Annotated in this window: 14 protein-coding genes; 8 read left to right on the top strand and 6 right to left on the bottom strand. The window is 55.7% G+C overall.

Going from position 1 to position 18,684, the window contains the following annotated elements; all coding sequences use genetic code 11:
* Nucleotides 1-220 precede the first annotated feature (220 nt).
* Together HG250_RS04805 and HG250_RS04800 are read left to right on the top strand one after the other, a co-directional pair.
* A complete protein-coding gene (locus HG250_RS04805; protein ID WP_240956924.1) occupies nucleotides 221-637 on the top strand; it encodes a hypothetical protein in 417 nt (138 codons plus the stop codon).
* A gap of 72 nt (nucleotides 638-709) precedes the next feature.
* A complete protein-coding gene (locus tag HG250_RS04800; RefSeq protein ID WP_170003241.1) occupies nucleotides 710-1,360 on the top strand; it encodes a hypothetical protein in 651 nt (216 codons plus the stop codon).
* A gap of 1,127 nt (nucleotides 1,361-2,487) precedes the next feature.
* On the opposite strand, the gene HG250_RS04795 is transcribed toward HG250_RS04800, so the two are convergent.
* From HG250_RS04795 to HG250_RS04785, 3 genes are all read right to left on the bottom strand, one after another.
* Complete coding sequence (locus HG250_RS04795; protein WP_170003239.1) at nucleotides 2,488-3,432, bottom strand: hypothetical protein; 945 nt, start codon at nucleotides 3,430-3,432, stop codon at nucleotides 2,488-2,490.
* A gap of 142 nt (nucleotides 3,433-3,574) precedes the next feature.
* Nucleotides 3,575-3,889, bottom strand: a complete 315-nt coding sequence (locus HG250_RS04790; protein WP_170003237.1) for a hypothetical protein — start codon at nucleotides 3,887-3,889, stop codon at nucleotides 3,575-3,577.
* Between the two features lie 146 nt (nucleotides 3,890-4,035).
* A complete protein-coding gene (locus HG250_RS04785) occupies nucleotides 4,036-5,019 on the bottom strand; it encodes a hypothetical protein (protein ID WP_170003235.1) in 984 nt (327 codons plus the stop codon).
* A 114-nt stretch (nucleotides 5,020-5,133) separates the two neighbouring features.
* On the opposite strand from HG250_RS04785, the gene HG250_RS04780 reads away from it, so the two are divergent.
* The 5 genes from HG250_RS04780 (at nucleotide 5,134) to HG250_RS04760 (ending at nucleotide 13,625) form a co-directional block, all read left to right on the top strand.
* Nucleotides 5,134-7,893 carry a class I SAM-dependent DNA methyltransferase gene (locus HG250_RS04780; RefSeq protein ID WP_170003233.1) on the top strand — a complete coding sequence of 920 codons (2,760 nt, stop codon included), beginning with the start codon at nucleotides 5,134-5,136 and terminating at the stop codon, nucleotides 7,891-7,893.
* A complete protein-coding gene (locus tag HG250_RS04775) occupies nucleotides 7,890-8,435 on the top strand; it encodes a hypothetical protein (RefSeq protein WP_170003231.1) in 546 nt (181 codons plus the stop codon). Before HG250_RS04780 ends, HG250_RS04775 begins: the two co-directional genes overlap by 4 nt.
* Nucleotides 8,436-8,511: 76 nt before the next feature.
* A complete protein-coding gene (locus tag HG250_RS04770; protein WP_170003229.1) occupies nucleotides 8,512-10,002 on the top strand; it encodes an ATP-binding protein in 1,491 nt (496 codons plus the stop codon).
* Between the two features lie 376 nt (nucleotides 10,003-10,378).
* Entirely contained in the window at nucleotides 10,379-12,451 is a 2,073-nt protein-coding gene (locus tag HG250_RS04765) for a DEAD/DEAH box helicase family protein (protein WP_170003227.1), read from the top strand.
* Complete coding sequence (locus HG250_RS04760) at nucleotides 12,444-13,625, top strand: GIY-YIG nuclease family protein (protein ID WP_170003225.1); 1,182 nt, start codon at nucleotides 12,444-12,446, stop codon at nucleotides 13,623-13,625. Before HG250_RS04765 ends, HG250_RS04760 begins: the two co-directional genes overlap by 8 nt.
* Here the strand turns inward: HG250_RS04760 and HG250_RS04755 are convergent.
* Nucleotides 13,619-14,113 (bottom strand): hypothetical protein, encoded by a 495-nt coding sequence (locus HG250_RS04755; protein ID WP_170003223.1) that lies wholly within the window; start codon nucleotides 14,111-14,113, stop codon nucleotides 13,619-13,621. The two genes, HG250_RS04760 and HG250_RS04755, sit on opposite strands and share 7 nt — an antisense overlap.
* A gap of 143 nt (nucleotides 14,114-14,256) precedes the next feature.
* Between HG250_RS04755 and HG250_RS12800 the strand changes: the two genes are divergently transcribed.
* Nucleotides 14,257-15,669: a DNA-methyltransferase gene (locus HG250_RS12800; protein WP_205763532.1), complete on the top strand. Its 1,413-nt coding sequence runs from the start codon at nucleotides 14,257-14,259 to the stop codon at nucleotides 15,667-15,669.
* Between the two features lie 238 nt (nucleotides 15,670-15,907).
* On the opposite strand, the gene HG250_RS04745 is transcribed toward HG250_RS12800, so the two are convergent.
* The gene (locus HG250_RS04745; RefSeq protein ID WP_170003221.1) at nucleotides 15,908-17,401 is read right to left on the bottom strand and encodes a VapE domain-containing protein; all 1,494 of its coding nucleotides are present in this window, start codon (nucleotides 17,399-17,401) and stop codon (nucleotides 15,908-15,910) included.
* A gap of 75 nt (nucleotides 17,402-17,476) precedes the next feature.
* A complete protein-coding gene (locus tag HG250_RS04740) occupies nucleotides 17,477-18,493 on the bottom strand; it encodes a hypothetical protein (protein ID WP_170003219.1) in 1,017 nt (338 codons plus the stop codon).
* Nucleotides 18,494-18,684 lie beyond the last annotated feature (191 nt).

The following is an 18,684-nucleotide window of genomic DNA, read 5'->3' as shown; positions in this document are numbered from 1 at the left end:
GCTACAATGGGTACAAGCCCAACGTGAACTGTGAGCTATCAGAATCATGAGCATTAGCTGCCCCGCGCAGCACTATTCCCCAATGCGCCGTGGCGATCAGTTCATCGTCTGCTGAAAATTTCTATTGAAAAAGACTTCTATGTAGTGTTATTACCGCATTGCTCTTGAGAGCCATCAAGCCGCCCCTTTGCGGCAGATGCCTACAGGCAAGGAGACCTACATGCTTTCCAACTACATCCCGGATCATATCGCGCTTCAACGTGATCCTAATCTCTCCAATTTCGACTCTCAGTTTGATGCGGGTGCTCATAGCCGAGCCTTCGAGAGTGAAGTCGGCCAGCAAATCTACGATCTACTCACATCCCGGATAGGTGTGGCAATGTTGGTGGGGGCTGTTTGCTCGGCATCCTCGCGCCCACCCGTGGCAGGAATCGAACCGCTGCTCTCTTCCCAAATCGGCGACGCAGCATTTGAGGACGCCATGAAGCGTCTTACCGGGCGCATCGTCCGCTACATCATCGAACATGTTGGCGGTCGCTACGAAACGCGCGGTGTCAAGGTAACCAAGACTCTGAATTCGCACTACGCCAGCGGCTCGACCTATTCGTTCCCTACGAACATCCGCGAATCGGCATAAGGTAAAGCGGGGCCTCTGAATTGGGGCGGCCTCGCGTACCTCCATCTTCCGCTTAAAAGTACGAGGAATACAATGACCGAAGGCACACCTCCTTGGGAGCATGTCACCGATCCCAGCTATTTTAAGAAGGTCATGCACAATATGGTTGATCTTGGTTTCGGACCGCGTCGGTCCGAAATCGCCCATGTTCGCTTCGGGCTCACTGGCATTGGCCATGCTCCAAACTATCAAATCGAAGGGTCTGATGGTGTGAAGCACTGCTTCCGAGGCATGGGTCATAGTAAAGCGGACGATGTCGAGGACGAGTTCGCCCCAGACAATCTTTCTTCGCAGCAGTTCAGCTACAAAGAGGTCGAACGATTCTTGTCCAAATTGTTGGACGATCGTTCGCCATCTCCGCCCCAAGTGACGAATAACCCTTTTTCCCTCGAAGAGTTCAGGACAACTTCGCTTGGTCAAAAAGCTTCTTCCCTTATCTACGAACAATCTAAAGAAATCGTCCACGTCGCCGATGCGGGCGAGCCTCCTCTGTCCGTAATCGTGCCGCAGCTACAGAAGCTTACAGCGAGTGAGCCGTGGGTCATCGAAAGAATGCAATGGGACTTCATAGACCGCATGATCCGCGAATGGCTCGGCTCAGCATACGAGGAGATCGGGCGCGGACGCGTTTCGGATAAGGGGCCACGAGGACGCTACTATAAGCGAACCCCGTCGGCCCGCTAACCTCTCTTTTCCAATTTGCGCCTTCGCAGCCAGAACCAAGTTCCTGCATCTTCTACGCTCTGGAATGAGCACAGAAAATCGTAGCAGGCACCGAACGGGGCCATTCTTCCGCCCGCAAAATAGGTCAAAGCCTACGCCTGCAAACGGTTCAGGAGAGGACCACCGCCCTTACGATCGGGGCCATCACAAGTTCATAGTCTCGCCGATGCCTGTTCTTACTCGGTGGCTGCCACCCTTCAGCGATAACGCTCATCCAGAACGGAGTCCCATCTGAGCGAGGATCAGGCTTCCATTTCAGTGCTTGGCCTATCCGCTTCGCCAACCTGCCATACAGAAGGTTCGCTGTCTGCGGACGCTCTGATCTGAGCACCTCGCGCGCGATCTCTCTCATGGTTGTGGTTCTGCGGAACGCCTCTGCATGAAAGTGCAAAATTGCCCACTCTTGTTCGGACGGCTGAGCGGATTCCAGTGCGGCACGATAGGCCTCTTCATCGGGACGCGCCCGTAAGGGCCTCGGCCTCGCCCACGGGGCATTGAGGGATTCCGGGTCGAGGGTCAGTTCACGCCACCAACCCGTCGCATCTTCACGTGGTCGGATCGGCTCGATCTCAATGGACTCTCCTGCTGCGATCCTCGCGCACAGTTCCCTTCGCCTCTTGAGAGGGTAATTTGGAACGAACTCTGATCCGTAGCCGCCCGCATCGATGTGGCGGCAGAAGAGTTTCCATTCCTCCGCAGGTTGCTTGAACCGCTTGTGCAACCGAAGGTGACACGCCTTACACAATGGGTAAGATTGTGGTGGCTCGAACGTAAAGGGCTGAGAATAATCCTCCGAATGCCATTCTGTCGGCGCTCGGTTAGGATCGCCGCACAGACCGCAAGGCTTACCCTCCAAAGTGAAATCTGGCCCCGCTTCGCCACGGCGATACGCCTTGAGAATTAGCTCTCGCTGTTTCCAGCTATACCCGTTGTAAGATGCCCCACTCATGCTTCGCGACGATACATGCGTGACGGGGAAAGGAAACACTTCCTATTGCGAAATCAGCCGACTGGTGCAGCCTATGCGCGGGAGAATTGCGCCAAACACGACGGAAAGCAGGTATTGGCGCAGAGATCACGGCTTAACACTACGGGTTGGTCCTACAAAACTTCCGCACCCCAGCCCACCGCGAGGGGCGGCACAATGAGGAACGCGAAACACCCGCAGCCTCGAAATATCGTGCAACATCGGCAACAATAGTTTCGGGCAAAGGCTGGTTAGAACGACCCACCATGTCAGCGATGACCCATGACCCTTGTTCCTTTTCGAGTCGGACCATGCCCCTCGGCTCAAGTTCATTGATGATGTAAAACAAACTGCTGCCGTCCAAAACCTCATACGTGTAGGAGGCTGAGCAATTGCGAAAGATGCGTGCCAACCTTTTCAACTCTGCAACTGATCGTACGGGAGAGATGAAGACATTCCCGGCTATCGGGAAGCCACGGAAATTGATTTGAGAAAGTAGGTCATTGAAGGCTTGGGCCAAAGCCTTCCGCGATTGAATGCTTGAAAAGCGCTCCGTCACGACGGTCTTGCAGATGCCGGAACTTGAAAGAACTTCTATTGCAGAGAAGAATTCCTCAATCTCTTCGACATCATCAAAAATGCCGACGAAATCCCACCGCCTCATGGCGGGCGGGGTCACTGTCCACCTACTCAGTAGGTCAAGATCAAGGTCAGTCAAATATGAGAAAGCGCGCCGTTCAGTTGGTTCAGCGCTCGACAGAATGGCATGCAGTTGATGGTAGAATGCCCGGGGATGCGATCGCTTAGTCGCCCGGCTCAGCGCGGAGCGGAACCCTTGGGGCACTTCGCTCAAAGCAAGAGATAGAATGCGATCATGCGTCGCGTGCAGCAGTTCGTAAGTCTCGTCGGCATTCAAGTCCGCAGTTTCGCGGAATGCAAGATAAGCTGAGAGCACCTGAGTTCGTTCATGACTTGACCGAAGAAAATGACCGGCGATCCCCGGACAGAGTAGGTCCAACTGAGATATTTGCTTGATGGCCCAGTTTCGAGTTTCAGTAATCGACACCTCCTTTCATTAGCTTGTAGCAGTATACAGGTTTTTTGGTTGGTTTAGAAGCCGGCTTCTGCCAATTTGAGAAACGATGCTGTCTTGCCTCGGCACAACAGGGCCTTCGTCAGTCCTTCGCAGACGTGAGAGCTTGAGGGAGCTACTCGGACGTAGCTCTGAAAGCACTATTCCAGTCGTGCAGCGAAACTTCCGCCGCATCAGTTCCGCCGAACCTGTCGCGAAACTGCTCGGCATCTTTTTCGTCGTTAAACAACCAGAGCACTTTGTAATCGCGGGCGCGGATCGAGCGGAAGCATCGGCTCCGCATCTGACCTGACGAGATGTAAGCCAGCCCCACATCCCGTAGGTCGGCGTCAGTCTCTATGGTTGCAGAGATTGGAAAGTTGGTGCGTTCGAGCAAGGCTCGGAATTGAGGGGATGAACTCAAGCGTTCGGCGAATGATGTATTTTCCATCGACTATTTAGGTCGCGGGGGGCGGGTGCACGCCACGGAGGGAATGGAGTCGCACTCGTCGAGGCGCTCGCCGTCTTTCAGGGCGAGCGGCGGTTGCATAAACTGCTTGGCTCAGCAAATCTAAGGCAGTGACACGAAGCCGCCGCTTATCTGGGAGCACGTGCAATGATAGCGATGACCGCCGTAGTTGAAGACGTGGCCTCCAGACACAAAGAACCAAGTTGCTGAGTGGCAGTGCGGCGGTGCTGAAGGTTGAGCGCCAGAGCGAGTGATGCGCGTGCATGGGCGCGCACTTCTTTGTAACTCGCTCCCGGAAAAGCGTGAGCAATATACCCTTCGAGCATGCGGTTCGCGTCTGTCGAACTGGGCTTTACACCATCGTCTGAGTCGTGAATTTCTGGGTCGAAGACAGCTTGGGCCAGAGAAATCAGCACCTCGCGACACAGTAGTCCAATGCTTTGATAATCCTCCTCAGCAGACGCTGAGGCAAGCCGCTCTCGCGCCTTTGCAAGGGTGCGATCCACGCGTTCCCAGCCCGTCGGCTCCCGCTGCGGCTCTGAAAACGCCGGTCGAGTTGCGACTTCCGAAATTGCGGACTGAAACAGCCTCCGAACATATTGTCGTCGTTCAGCGTAGCTGCCGAAATGCTCTCGCCAGTGGTGATACCATGCCCACAGGTCTTCATGTGGATTGTCGTAGAGAATATCATCGGGAAGTCTGCTGCGGATTCTCGCTTCGCGAGCGATGTAGTAGTCGTTTACGTCCTGAATGCGCTCGCCGCCGGTCGCGACCGAGATCATCATTGAGCGATGGATTAGAAGCTCGGACAGGAGGGCCACGGCTCCCTGCGTCGGTTCATCGAGCGGCACGGATTTAAGGCTTTCGTGCACTTTCGCGAACGGCTGACATGCCATTGCGGCTTTGGCGATCCGCTTTTTGTCAGAAGGAGGAAGCGCCTCAATCGCTTGCGCGACGAGTTTCGGGGCGCGTACTACCACTTTCTCTTCGGTGAGGTCGCCCAGCCAGTCGTCAATTTCGACTTCGCAGATTAACACTCGTGATACGCTCAGAAGGAGCGCAAGGTCGTGTCGCTGTAGGCTTTGCAGGTGCTGGCGTATGAGTTCTTGCATGCCGACGATCTACGCGTTCACGCTCGCCTTCGCCAACTTTGTTGCGGTGCGCCGCTCCACGCTGTCACCGTTCGACTTCTTGGCTCTGAGAAAATAGTCTCCTAAGGTGGACTCATGAACCCCGTCGAGATTGAAGAAGCCGTATCGCAACTCGCTTCGGAGCCATTCGAACGAGCAGATTTCCCCTTCCACTTTCTCGCTGCATTCGGCAACAAGAAGACGACAGTTGACCGGCTGCGGAAGGGCAACACCAATCAGTCTGATCTTACAGGCGGCGTTCTCCAGCGCAGCAACATCCACATCGCCACCTGCGGTAGAGGGGCGGTTGGCCAGACACTCACTGCTCTGCGCGACAGCCCCAAGACCGCCAGCAACAAAGCCAAGTTCATTCTCGCGACCGATGGGGAGGAATTTCAAGCTGAAGACCTGACCAGCGGTGAGACCGTCGCTTGTGATTATGCGGACTTCCCGAACCACTTCGGCTTCTTCCTGCCGCTGGCGGGTATTACCACGGTCCAGCAGATACGCGAAAGCTCGTTCGACATCCGGGCAACCGGTCGGCTCAACAAGCTCTATGTGACTTTGCTTCAAGATAATCCCGAATGGGCAAGTCCAGAACGCCGCACAGATATGAATCATTTTATGGCGCGGCTGATCTTCTGCTTCTTCGCCGAAGATACTGACATTTTCCCCGTCACCTCCGGGTTCACCCAGACCGTCGAACGAATGAGCGCAGGAGGAGCGGACAACACCGCCGAGGTCATCAGCGAGCTATTTTGCGCGATGAACACCAAGCATGATGAGCGCGATGCTGCGGGTATCGGACGCTGGGCATCCGGCTTCCCCTATGTGAACGGCAATCTGTTCTCGGGTAGCACTGATGTTCCGCGTTTCAGCAAGATCGCCCGTTCCTACCTCATCCACATCGGCAATCTCGACTGGACGAAGATCAACCCGGACATCTTCGGCAGCATGATTCAGGCTGTCGCCGATGATGAAGAGCGCGGCGCGCTCGGCATGCATTACACCAGCGTGCCGAACATCCTCAAAGTGCTGAACCCGTTGTTCCTCGATGATCTGCGCACCAAGCTTGGAGAGGCGGGCGAGAATTCGCGCAAGCTTCTCAACCTGCGTAATCGGATCGCGAAAATAAGAGTTTTCGATCCAGCCTGCGGCAGCGGCAACTTCCTCGTTATCGCCTACAAGGAGATGCGGGGGATCGAGGCTGCGATCAACAAGCGGCGCGGTGAGCCCGACCGCAAGACCGAAATTCCGCTGACTAATTTTCGAGGCATCGAACTGCGAGACTTTCCTGCCGAGATCGCCCGCCTTGCGCTAATCATCGCCGAATATCAGTCAGATGTCCTCTATCGCGGACAGAAGGAGGCGCTGGCCGAGTTCTTGCCCCTTGATTCCGAAAATTGGATCACCTGCGGCAATGCGCTGCGGCTTGACTGGTTGAGCATCTGCCCGCCGATCGGGACGGGTGTGAAGGTGCGCGGCGATGACCTGTTCGAAACACCTCTGGATCAGTCGGAGATCGACTTCGAGAATGAGGGTGGGGAGACATATATTTGCGGAAATCCGCCGTATGCGGGTAGCTCGAAGCAGACGGCGGATCAGAAGGCCGAGGTCGGTCACATTTTCGCCGACCTCACGAAGACTTGGCGCTCGCTGGACCTTGTCGATTGCTGGTTTAAAAAGGCTGCTGACTTTTTTCGTGCTCAAGAAGGCGCATTCGCCTTCGTCGCTACCAATTCGATCTGTCAGGGCGAGCAGGTTCCAATACTTTGGCCAATAATCTATCGTGCGGGGTCCGACATATTTTTCGCCCACACCTCCTTCAAATGGGCAAACTTGGCTTCGAACAATGCAGGTGTAACCGTCATTGTCGTCGGTTGCCGGAATACCGACGGTAGTCGAACTGTCCGCCTGTATTCAGCGGACGAGGGTGGCTCTTACACGCAGAAGGAGGTGTCCTCTCTCAACGCGTATTTGATCCCCGGCGAGCGTGTCATTGTGGAACCAATCTCCCGACCCTTGGATGATCGAGGATATATGATCCGAGGCAATATGCCGACCGATGGAGGCCATCTTCTCCTGACACGCGACGAGAAGAGCGCGCTCGAAGAGGTTGAGGCAAGGAGTTCGACATACATTAGAAGGTTCGTCGGTGCCCAAGAACTGATCAATGGTCTGTCGCGATACTGTCTCTGGATTGAAGACAACGAACTATCAGAAGCCAAGCAGATAAAGCAGATTTCAGACCGCATTGAGGGTGTAAGTCAGATGCGCTCCGAAAGTAGTGCTGCCTCAACGAGAGAGTGGGCGAAGTTCGGACACAAGTTCCGTCAGATTCAGGGTATCTGCACGACCAACGTCATCATTGTGCCGCGCGTCACATCTGAAAATCGGGATGTCCTACCCGTTGATTTCCAAGATGAGCAAAGCATCGTTGGGGATCGAAACTTCGCTATCTGCGACGCGCCACTTTGGAACTTTGCGTTGATTGCATCGCGCCTGCATTGGGTTTGGGTCGGGGCTATTTCAGCGCGCCTTGAGATGAGGCTTTCGTATGCCAATACGCTATGCTGGAACACCTTTCCACTTCCCAAGCTCACTGAGCAGAACAAGGCCGATCTCACCCATTGTGCCGAGAATATCCTCCTCACCCGCGAGGCGCATTTCCCCGCGACCATCGCCGACCTCTACGATCCCGAAGCCATGCCCGAAGACCTCCGCCGCGCGCATGAGGAAAACGACGAGGTGCTCGAACGCATCTACATCGGTCGCCGCTTCCGCAACGATACAGAACGCCTTGAAAAACTGTTCGAACTCTACACGAAGATGACCGGCAAAAGGGAAGCTGCATGAGCCAGATCAAAAAGTCCGTAGATGATTTGATCGAGATGGCTCGCGGTATGCAGTTCACGGGAGAAAACGACAAATACGACTCAGTTGATCTGGATGATCAAAGAGTGCGAGTGAAGCTCATGTGGATCGCCCTGTCTAGGCAGCCAACCGTTGCGGACCTTGATCAAGTCGTCGCGGACTTAGATGCCGAGGCTGCTGCCGACCTTAAGCGGTTCATAGCGTTTCGTGTGAAATGTAACGAGAGGCGGGAAGACCTCCGTGTGTTCTACGTCTACAATACCGCTGATCGAAAGATGATCGTATTGGCTCGGGATGTAGCCTGCGCACGCTACTATGCCCATGCTCATGGCCATCTGCGGGATATAAAGAACGGGCGAGTGATGGTAATGAGGGAGACTAACGAACTGGAACTTCGCCATAGCGGAAAGGCGCTCGGACGCGCGCTACGTGACGGCTACCCCGGCGTCGTCACTCAGGTTGGCAACAACGTAATCAACAAGAGCCGAAACAAGGTCTACATCCCGATGACGGTGGTTGAATGACGTCGTTCAAATCGATCCACGTCCTCGTCGGAGAGCCTGCGAAGTCTTTCAACATCACCGGTAAGAAGGCGTCGGCATGAACGATGATACTACGCCTCCCCCGCCGCCGCCTCAAGAGCAGGCGCGTCAGCTTGCCCTTATCGATGATTTGCGGGCGCTGCCCGCCGAGACCACTTGGGTTGAGTTCAAAGAGAACAAGCACGATGCCGAAATGATCGGTAAGCTGGTTTCGGCACTTTCCAATTCGGCACGGCTAGCGGACCAGCACTATGCTTATGTCGTTTGGGGCATTCGGGATGGCGATCACGAGCCTGTCGGCGCAAGCTTCGAGCCTTCTGCTGCCAAGCACAAGGATCAACCGCTTGAATTGTGGCTGAGCCAGCATCTCCAACCGGCGATTGCCATTGAGTTCAAGAGTCTCGACTACAAGGGCCATCGCCTCATCCTGCTGGCGATCCCCGCTGCGGCCACTAGCCCGGTGGGTTTTGACCGAACGGCCTTCATCCGGATCGGAAGCGCAACGCCGCGCCTTGCGGATCACCCAGAGCGACAAAAGCTTTTATGGTCAAAGCTGCAACCCTACGCTTGGGAAAGCGGCGTCGCTGCCCAGTTCCAGAGCAGTGACGAGGTGCTGGCGAAGCTCGATCACACCAGCTATTTTGAACTTACCGGTCAGCCATTACCCGATAACCGTGAGGGTATTTTCGACCGGCTGAAAGCCGACCGGCTGATTGAGGCCGATGTTGGAGGCAAGTGGAATATCACCAATCTCGGCGCGATCCTGTTTGCTAAGCAGTTGGCAGACTTTTCACCTTCAATCGCGCGCAAGGGCGTCCGGTTCGTCGCATATGAGGGGAACAACCGCGCTACCAAGGTGACGCATCGCCGTGATGGGCAGAAGGGCTATGCCTGCGGTTTTTCTGGTCTCGTCGATTATATTGATGGCTTGCTGCCCAGCAATGAACATATCGGTAAGGCTTTCAGGGAGGAGGAGCCACTCTATCCCTCGATAGCTATTCGTGAGTTGATCGCGAACGCTTTGATCCACCAAGATATGACGATCACGGGGGCTGGACCGTTGGTCGAGTTGTTCAAGGATCGGCTTGAGATCACTAATCCGGGCGAGCCCTTGGTCAGCCCGGATAGGTTCCTCGATTCGCCACCACGGTCGCGGAACGAAGCTCTCGCATCGCTGATGCGTCGGATGCGGTTGTGTGAGGAGCAGGAAACTGGGATCGATAAAGTTCTGGCTTCCGCAGAGTTGCACCAACTGCCCCCACCCGATTTTCAGAATGTCGATGCCGCTGTGCGCGCCACGCTGTTCGCGCCGCGCCGCTTTGCCGATATGACGCAGGAAGAACGTGTGCGCGCCTGTTACCAGCACGCGGCGCTCAAATATGTCAGCGGTGAACGGATGACAAATTCAAGCTTGCGCGAGCGATTTGGGATTGCGGAACACAACGCTTCGCAAGCTTCAGCGGTTATCCGTATGGCTCAGGATGAAGGGCAAATTCGTCCCGCAGACCCAGATCATCCTCGTGCTGGATATGTCCCGCATTGGGCTTAGTTCTTAGAAAGTTTTGATCGTGTTTTGATTCCGAGCGTCGAAAGCCGCTTTGAAAACGGGAAGAAAGAGAGTTTCCCTTTGGAAAGTGCGCAAATTTGGTTTGGATCGAGTTTTGATCGTGTTTTGATTAGGACAGCGGATTGAGCGGGCAAACGAAGAAGCTGCGGAGGGAGGCATGAAAATCAGAGTTGGATCAATCGCGGTAGCTCTCGGGCTTGCGATAGCCGCACCGGCATCCGCTAAGCCGACCGACCGGTGGTGATCTGGCTGGGGCATAGCCGGAACGCGGCTCCGACATGATGCGCAAGGTGCAGACGCGCGTGAAGGAAACCTACGGCAGCGTGGCTGCCTTTGTTGAGAAACATGAAGGGCCGCAATGACCACTCCCAAGCCAATTCCCGCCGTCTCCTTCCAGACTGCTCGGACGGGCGCTTCCACGAAGTCCAATGAGATGGGCATGCGTCCCATGCAGGAACGTGCTTACGCCAAGCGCGGCGAGCAACATCTGCTGATTAAGTCTCCGCCTGCATCGGGCAAATCCCGCGCGCTGATGTTCATCGCACTCGACAAGCTGCACAATCAGGGTCTTGAGCAGGCGATCATCGTCGTGCCCGAGAAGTCTATCGGTGGGTCCTTCATGGACGAGCCGCTCTCCAACTTCGGCTTCTGGTCGGATTGGCAGGTCAAGCCGCAATGGAACCTTTGCAATGCACCGGGACCGAATGAGGAGCGCGTCGATCCGTCCAAGATCAAGGCTGTGGGGCAGTTCCTCGCCAGCGACGACAAAGTGCTGGTCTGCACACACGCGACCTTCCGCTTCGCAGTCGAGCAGCTTGGCGTAGACCCTTTCGACAACCGGCTGATCGCGGTGGACGAATTCCACCATGTGTCGGCTAGTGAGGACAACCGGCTCGGGAGAAATCTTGCCGAGTTCATCCGCCGCGACAAAGCACACATCGTTGCAATGACTGGAAGTTACTTCCGGGGAGATGCGGTGCCGGTCCTCACTCCAGAGGACGAGGCCAAGTTTGAAACGGTCACTTACACCTACTACGAGCAATTAAACGGCTACGAGCATCTCAAAGCGCTCAACATTGGCTATTTCTTCTACACCGGTCGCTACCTCACTGCGATTGAGGCGGTGCTCGACCCGTCCAAGAAAACCATCGTGCACATACCTTCGGTCAATTCGCGCGAAAGCACGAAGGACAAGATAAAAGAGGTGAACGAGATCATGGACTATCTGGGGGAGTGGCAAGGTGCCGATCCTCAGACTGGGTTCCATCATGTGAAGCTCCCCGATGGCGGAGTAATTAAGATCGCTGATCTCGTGGATGACAGCGACGCATCACAGCGCGGTAAAGTGCTGAATGCCCTCAAAGACCCTGCTCATAAGAACGACCGCGATCATGTGGACATCATCATCGCGCTCGGAATGGCGAAGGAAGGCTTCGACTGGATTTGGTGTGAGCACGCGCTGACCGTAGGCTATCGCTCCAGTCTCACCGAGATCATCCAGATCATCGGACGCGCAACCCGCGACGCTCCCACCAAGGAAAGCGCGACATTCACCAACCTGATCGCCGAACCCGACGCTTCGGAGGCTGCGGTGGTCGGTGCCATCAATGATACGCTGAAAGCCATCGCCGCCAGTCTGCTCATGGAGCAGGTGCTCGCGCCGCGTTTTACCTTTACGCCGAAGGATACTGGTCCGCTCGACGACTTCGATTACGGCCCTGATGGCTACAAAGAAGGCGAGACTAACGTCGGCGTGCGCGAAGCCACGGGTCAGCTTCACTTCGAGATCAAGGGACTGGTTGAGCCCAAGAGCGATGAGGCCCAGCGCATCTGCAAGGAAGACCTGAATGAGGTGATCACCCAGTTCGTGCAGGACAAGAATAACCTCGAACAGGGAATGTTCAACGAGGAAACGGTCCCGCAGGAACTCACCCAATTGAAGATGGGCAAGATCGTCCGCGACCGTTACCCAGAGTTGAGCGATTCAGATCAGGAGTCCGTGCGGCAGCACGCAATTGCGGCTCTCAACCTCACCCAGAAGGCGAAAGAAATCGCCAGCGGGCTTGGAACCGGCAAGGATGGCGAAGAGAAGGTCAACACGGCCCTAATCGACGGCGTGCGCAAATTTGCCATGGATGTTCGCGATCTCGATATCGATCTCATCGACAGCATCAATCCCTTCGAGGCGGCCTACGCGGTGTTGGCCAAGTCGATGAACGAGAGCGTTCTCAAGCAGGTGCAGTCGGTCATCTCGGCGAAGAAGGTCAAGATTTCGCCTGAGGAAGCCCGTAATCTTGCAGAGCGCGCGTTGCGTTTTAAAAAGGAGCGCGGAAGGTTACCCGAAATCACCTCTCAAGATGCATGGGAAAAGAGGATGGCCGAAGGGGTTGCGGCATTCGCTCGTTACAAGGCACAGGCTTCCCATGGTTGATCTAACCGATGACGAGCTTCTCGCCGAACTTGGCGTGGAGATCGAACAGCAGAAGGCGCGCACCTACACCCCTCGCGAAGAGCGGATCATCGCAGGATTTGAAGATATCGTTCGATTTTGCGAAGAGCATGGACGCGCTCCGCAGCATGGCGAAGATCGTGATATCTTCGAACGCCTTTACGCAGTGCGCCTTGATCGGCTCCGCGCACTCGCAGATTGCCGTGAGCTTCTCGCGGGATTGGACAAACCGTCGCTTCTCGATGCGCGAAGAGAAGATGCGGTTTCTGAAGTCGAGATCGACGATGATGCGCTGCTTGCCCAGCTTGGCGTAGAGCCCACAGGTGAGGAAGACATCCGTGTGTTAAGGCACGTGCCGACAGCTGAAGAGCGCCGCGCAGCCGATGAGATTGCGCTGCGCGAGAAGTGCGAGGACTTTGCCAAGTTCAAACCGCTCTTCGATCAGGTTCAACAGGAGCTTGAGACAGGAGCGAGAGAAACCCGCCCGTTCGAAGTTAAGGCCGAGATTCGTCCCAGCGCTTTCTTCATTGTTGGCGGGCAAACCGCTCTCGTTGCAGAGATGGGAGAAATCTTCACGAACCCGCAGGGTCGTTCGGATGCCCGCCTCAGGGTAATCTTCGACAACGGGACCCAGAGCAACATGCTCATACGGTCGCTGCAACGCGCGTTAAACAAGGACGATGCCGGCAGGCGGATCACGGAGCCCGAAGCTGGACCGCTATTCTCAGGGAAGGTGGACGAGGGCGATGAGGCAAGCGGCATCATCTATGTCCTGCGCAGCAAGTCTGACCATCCAGTCGTCGCAGAGCACCGGGACTTAGTGCATAAAATCGGTGTGACTAACATGAAGGTCGAGAAGCGCATTGCGGGCGCTCACCTTCAGCCGACCTTCCTCATGGCAAACGTTGAGATCGTCGCCCAGTATCGCTTGTTCAACATCAACCGAACGAAGCTTGAGAAGCTCATTCACCGAGTGTTCGGCGCGGCCCAACTTGATCTGGAGATACCTGATCGCTTTGGAACGATGATCAAACCGCGTGAGTGGTTCCTCGTGCCGCTCGGTGCGATTGACGAGGCAGTTGAACGAATCCGCGACGGATCAATTATCAAATATCGCTACGATATGGACGAGGCCCGGCTCGTTCTTTTTCAATAATAAGGTATTCGTAGGGCTGCACGAAGACTCGCGGCGGTTTCCGCTATCCTCGTCAGGTGAAGCATCAACTGTTTCTCGTCGAAGGCGTGCCGTTCGTCACCGCGCAACCAGCGCACTGTTTCCTCGACGCGCCTCCATGTGGACATTGCAGAAACCCGGAATCCCACATTTCTGATCAGCTTATTTCTCGCCGACTTGTTGCAGTGAGTGAGTCCCTCCTCAAAGGCGCGGATGTTTGCATCAGTCGGTTCGATTCCGTCAAACATCAGCCAGTCGGTGACCGTCTGCGTCGTCCATTTCACCGTTCGTTTGGAATTTGCGCTCGGCTTCGTGCCGCGCTCGGTAAGCCAGCGCGCCAATCCCGTTCGCGAGGGATTGGGCCCTAATTCAATGACGGCGGTCTCGAACGCGCGACGCACGTCAGGCGCATAGTTGAGTTTATCTTCCTGCCGAGCCAGCAGTGAGTAATAGCGAGTAGTGTCAGTCATTTCCGTCCCCCGACCCCCTCAAAACCGAGGGTTGCACCGAGGTCAACGCTGGACGTGTAGACCGGGGCTTGCGCCCCCAGACGATCGATGAACCGCCCGAAATATGGGACAAGTACCTCCATCAACAACGCAGGAGAGTACGAATGTCTCAACCAATTTCTGAAGTTTTGCAGTCCCTCGGGGCGGCCATCGCCACTGAACTCGCCGAAGCCAAACAGGAGGCTCAGACGGCACGGGCAGAGCTTAACCGCATGCGCAATGGACTCCTAACACTTGTGGAGGCACCAGAAGAGGATCAGCCATCCGACGAGGTGGAAAAATCTACTCAGCGCGCAGCGTCATTTGATCTCTGCGCTCAGACGAAAATGAGCCGCATCACAGACGAGGAACTCCTCGCCACCCTCAACGCAGACTGGTCAACCGCCGCTCAGGTGCGGGCAAGCCTCATCGGCAATGGCCACAAGATCGCAGAAGGCACCGTTTACAACCGCATGCGTAAGCTTGCTTCTGTGCATGACAAGATCATCGAGACGGCGGCAAAGCCCGAACGCTGGCGCAAAAAGAACCTCGCAGGAACCCGTGCCTCAAAGAATCGTAACCCATCTCCTGCAAAGGGGAAGCCGGCACCAAATTCTGCTACAACGCAGCAGCTTTCGGAGCCCCACACGAGCAAAACCGAAACCGCCAATGACAATTTCAAGTCGTCTCATTTGCCCGTGCTGCATCACGGCGACTGTCTCGAGGTGATGCAGTCGATCGCTGCTGCCAACAGCGGATCAGCGACCACCCTTGCGGGCACCAACGACAATCTGAAATCTGCCGCCGTTCTCAAGCTAAACGGCACCACTCACACGTTCCATACTGGTGACTGCCTTGATGTGATGAAGACGCTGCCATCCGAATCCGTCGATCTCATCGTGACATCGCCGCCATATAACTTGGGCTGGAATCGCGGAGGGTTTTCGAACAGCTTGTGGCAGAATGCAGCCTTGGCAGACGGCTATGCGAGTTACGACGATGCCCGCAAGCCTGCCGATTACATCGCGTGGCAGAAGGAGGTGTTGCTTGAGTGCTGGCGGCTTTTGAGCCCACAAGGTGCGATTTTTTACAATCACAAACCACGGGTCCAAAAGGGGGTGCTGCAAACGCCGCTCGATCTCAACCCCGACTTGCCTCTGCGCCAAATCGTGATCTGGAATCGCGGGAGCGGACATAACTTCAGTCGCTCGTTCTTCGTACCGACGCATGAATGGATTGTCGTTTTTGCCAAGCCCGATTTCCGCCTGAATGGTGGTACAACACGTGGGAAAGACGTCTGGGATATTCAGCCAGAACGAAATAACCCACACCCCGCGCCATTCCCGGTTGAGCTTGCCCAAAGGGCAATTGCAGCCACCTCTGCTCAGGTCGTTCTCGATCCTTTCACAGGTAGCGGCACGACGGGAGTGGCGGCTTTGCGCGAAGGGCGCAACTTCATCGGAATTGAGATTGACCCCGACTACGTGCGCTCGGCGGAACTTCGTATCAAGAACGAAGCCGCGCCGCTGGTCGCGTGAGCGATGGTAAAACGCGCAGGCTAGCGCGGCTTCATGGTTCTGACACCCGTCGCATTTGTTCAGTTTCCAGTCTGCCGTAAGGCGAAGAAGCCTTGTCGCAAAGGGATGGACGTGCTGCGAACCTTTGGTCGTGCTTGCCGCGATCCACGCAGAACACCGATCATGGGGACAATTGTTAGGCGTGGCCCTCAGGCGCGCCGCTTTGCAGGACGCGGCGCGCCTCTTGGATTTGAGACGTTCAGCCCGCCTTCCGGCGAGCATTGCCAAGGTCAATGATGGTCTGATCAGACAGCCTCATTTCTTGTACGGGAACATATCGTATTCCTTCTTTCGATCGCTTCTTCGTGAATTTGGCATGGTCAGGGTTAGCGTCCAGCAATCTGGCTACTTCTCGGCCCCACTGCTGAACCGAAAGCTTGAGCGGTCCGGGGCAGTTCTCCGCCTCAAACACTCGGAAAAGGGCGAAGAGCTTATCCGCTTTGATGCTGCCGTCTTTCTCAAAATGCCACCCGCTGATGGTTTGAATGCGCAAACCGTCGAGCCACAGTTCGGCAGAGGACTTCTCGCGCTCCTCCTCCTGCAAGCCATCAAGTTCATTATGGAACTCAAGCATAGGATCGGGATCGTCAATTTGAACAGATTGCCAAAGGGCAGCAAAATCTGTTCGATTGATGATCTCGCGGTCTACTGTTCTGCCTGACTCACAGGGCTTTCGCAGCGTCGGAAGAGGCCCAAAGCGCCGCATTCCGGTCGCATCTCTGATGTTTGATCCCAAACAACCGTTCGTCGCGCCAATGAGAGTGGCGCACTGGCTGACGGTGGTCATCGATCCCGATCCAAGAATTCGGCGGCTGAGCGTGTCGGTGGTAATGGCATTCTTGATCGCCTCGACATCTGTTTTCGCCGCCTTTTCCATCTCATCGGCGAACAGCACGTAGCTCGACCACATCTCGATGTTCCGCGCGTCGGTGATCTCACCGAAAGTGACCTTGCGCTCGCATCCTTTCACCGGCTCCAGCAGCTTTGTAACCAGCGTCGACTTCCCGTTTCCTTGTGGCCCGGTGAGGACCAGCATGAGATGATCGGTGATGGGAAGCCCTTTCATCTTGCGTTTCACCTGCCAGATGAACTTCTTGAACAATGCCGCTGCATAGCCCTTGGATACACGACGTGTGTCGGCGAGGGCTACTGCGAGTGCGGCCCACTCCTGCTCGCATCGATCAGCATTCGGCGCATCGACCCGATCCCAAACGCGAGCAAGATGATCGCGCTTCGCGTCGTTGAGCCACTGATCGATAGCGGGTCGAATGAGCGATTTGTCGAACCCAGCATGAAGGCGAGCATTGGTGAGGAGTGCGTCGCGTTCGAAGTGCACGCGCGTATAGTCGAGCGAGAAGTTCTGGCCATTCTGCGGAAGAGAAAGGCTGCCGTCGAAGGTGGGTGTAATTTCACGGGAAGCTGCGAAAGCCTCGATAAAATCTCGTTCGTGCGATGGCACCCGACCGAGTTCCAGTTTTAGCTTCCAGCGGCGAACCGCACTGTCGAATTCCTTGGCGGCGCAGCCTTTGCTCATTGCCCAGTTGCGAAGACGTTGCAGTTCTTCCGCTTCCAGTGGTGAGGTGAGGCTTTCCAGCAGATCGGCCGGACGAATCGAGCCAGATGATGCGGCTGCAAAAAGTGAGATAACCGCGTCGACAGAGTTGGCGGCCAAATGATGTTCATAGTTTTCCATGGTTAGCGTTGATCCAAATTGGCGCGTTGTTCTGCACCCGGTGTGCGCCACTTCACCGGGCCGTTTTCCGTTTGTTCAGTGCGATTGGTGAGCACCGGTAACAAGTTCTGCTTGCCTCGCGAGTGCCCGGTGAACCTCTCGTCGAAGGTCGGGACGAGGGGGACCACCCTCGACTTCGTTCACCGCCGTCGCAAGATCGAAAAGCAGGTCAGCATTCAGCGGAAGTCTGCGTCGAAGAGCCCGCGCCGCCACTCGGCAGAGGAAGCGAAACATCCTGCCGCCCTGCACATGGCCGAAGGGCTCCGATCCAACGTAGAAGGCGTTCTTCGGGTTGGTGGCGAGTGCGTAGCCCAGTGAATTCTTCGGTGGGACTATTGCCGCACACTCATTCAGCAAATTCTGCGCAGATTGAGAAATGTTTTTTGGTTCAGGAACCGCCACATGCGCTCGTGTTCTCGGCGCACGTACAGACGTGTTCCAGCAAACTGATGTCGTTGAGAATTCGGGAAAGGGGAATGGTGCACCTTCGCGGCTGCACGCGAACGCCTGAAAGGCGTTGTCGACGGGCCAATCTAACATCGCCCGGCCACTGGTGTCGACAGGGTGGCCTTCCCACCGCGCCGGGAAGAACGAGAGGCGCGAACAATCGTGTGTCGACGGGTCGAAAATGTCGCCAAACTGTTCGTTGACGTGATTCCAAGAAGCCGAATGCTGTTCGGGCAAGATCGTGCGATCAAAGCGTAGGATCAGGCGATAACGGTGGGCAGCAGTAAGGGACTTCGTTGATGTGGCAAGAATGTATGCCAAGCCAGCGGCATCAAGGCGCTTCCGCATTTCGGCAAAACTGACATATCGACGGTCACACTCCTCAAGATCGATGTCGTAGCTGCCGAAAGAAAGATGCCGAACGTTCTCGGCAGCGCGGCGGCCATCGACGTGGCCGGGCACATAGGCGATGCGATCCAGCTTGGCGGCACGGGTCCAAGACTGAACACTCGCCTCCTCGAATAAATCGCAGAGGTTGGACCATGCAAACTGCACAACATGTGGCTCGACCCGTCGAGCGCCATCGAATATTGTAATATCAAGCAAAACAAATATACCTCCAGACACGAGCAATGGTCTGGAGGCATATCTGGATCAACAGCTACTATAGCTGAACTTAGAAACCGATACTGGCCGCCTATATTGCTCGTGGCGTCATGTCTATTTAGTATGTTTACCGAATCTGATTCGCACGATGCAATATTTAATTGCCTTTATTGGAGGATGCTCCGATGCCT

The organism is Pseudopontixanthobacter vadosimaris, assembly GCF_012979275.1.
Taxonomy (GTDB): domain Bacteria; phylum Pseudomonadota; class Alphaproteobacteria; order Sphingomonadales; family Sphingomonadaceae; genus Pseudopontixanthobacter; species Pseudopontixanthobacter vadosimaris.
This window is presented reverse-complemented; position numbering and strand designations above follow the sequence as displayed.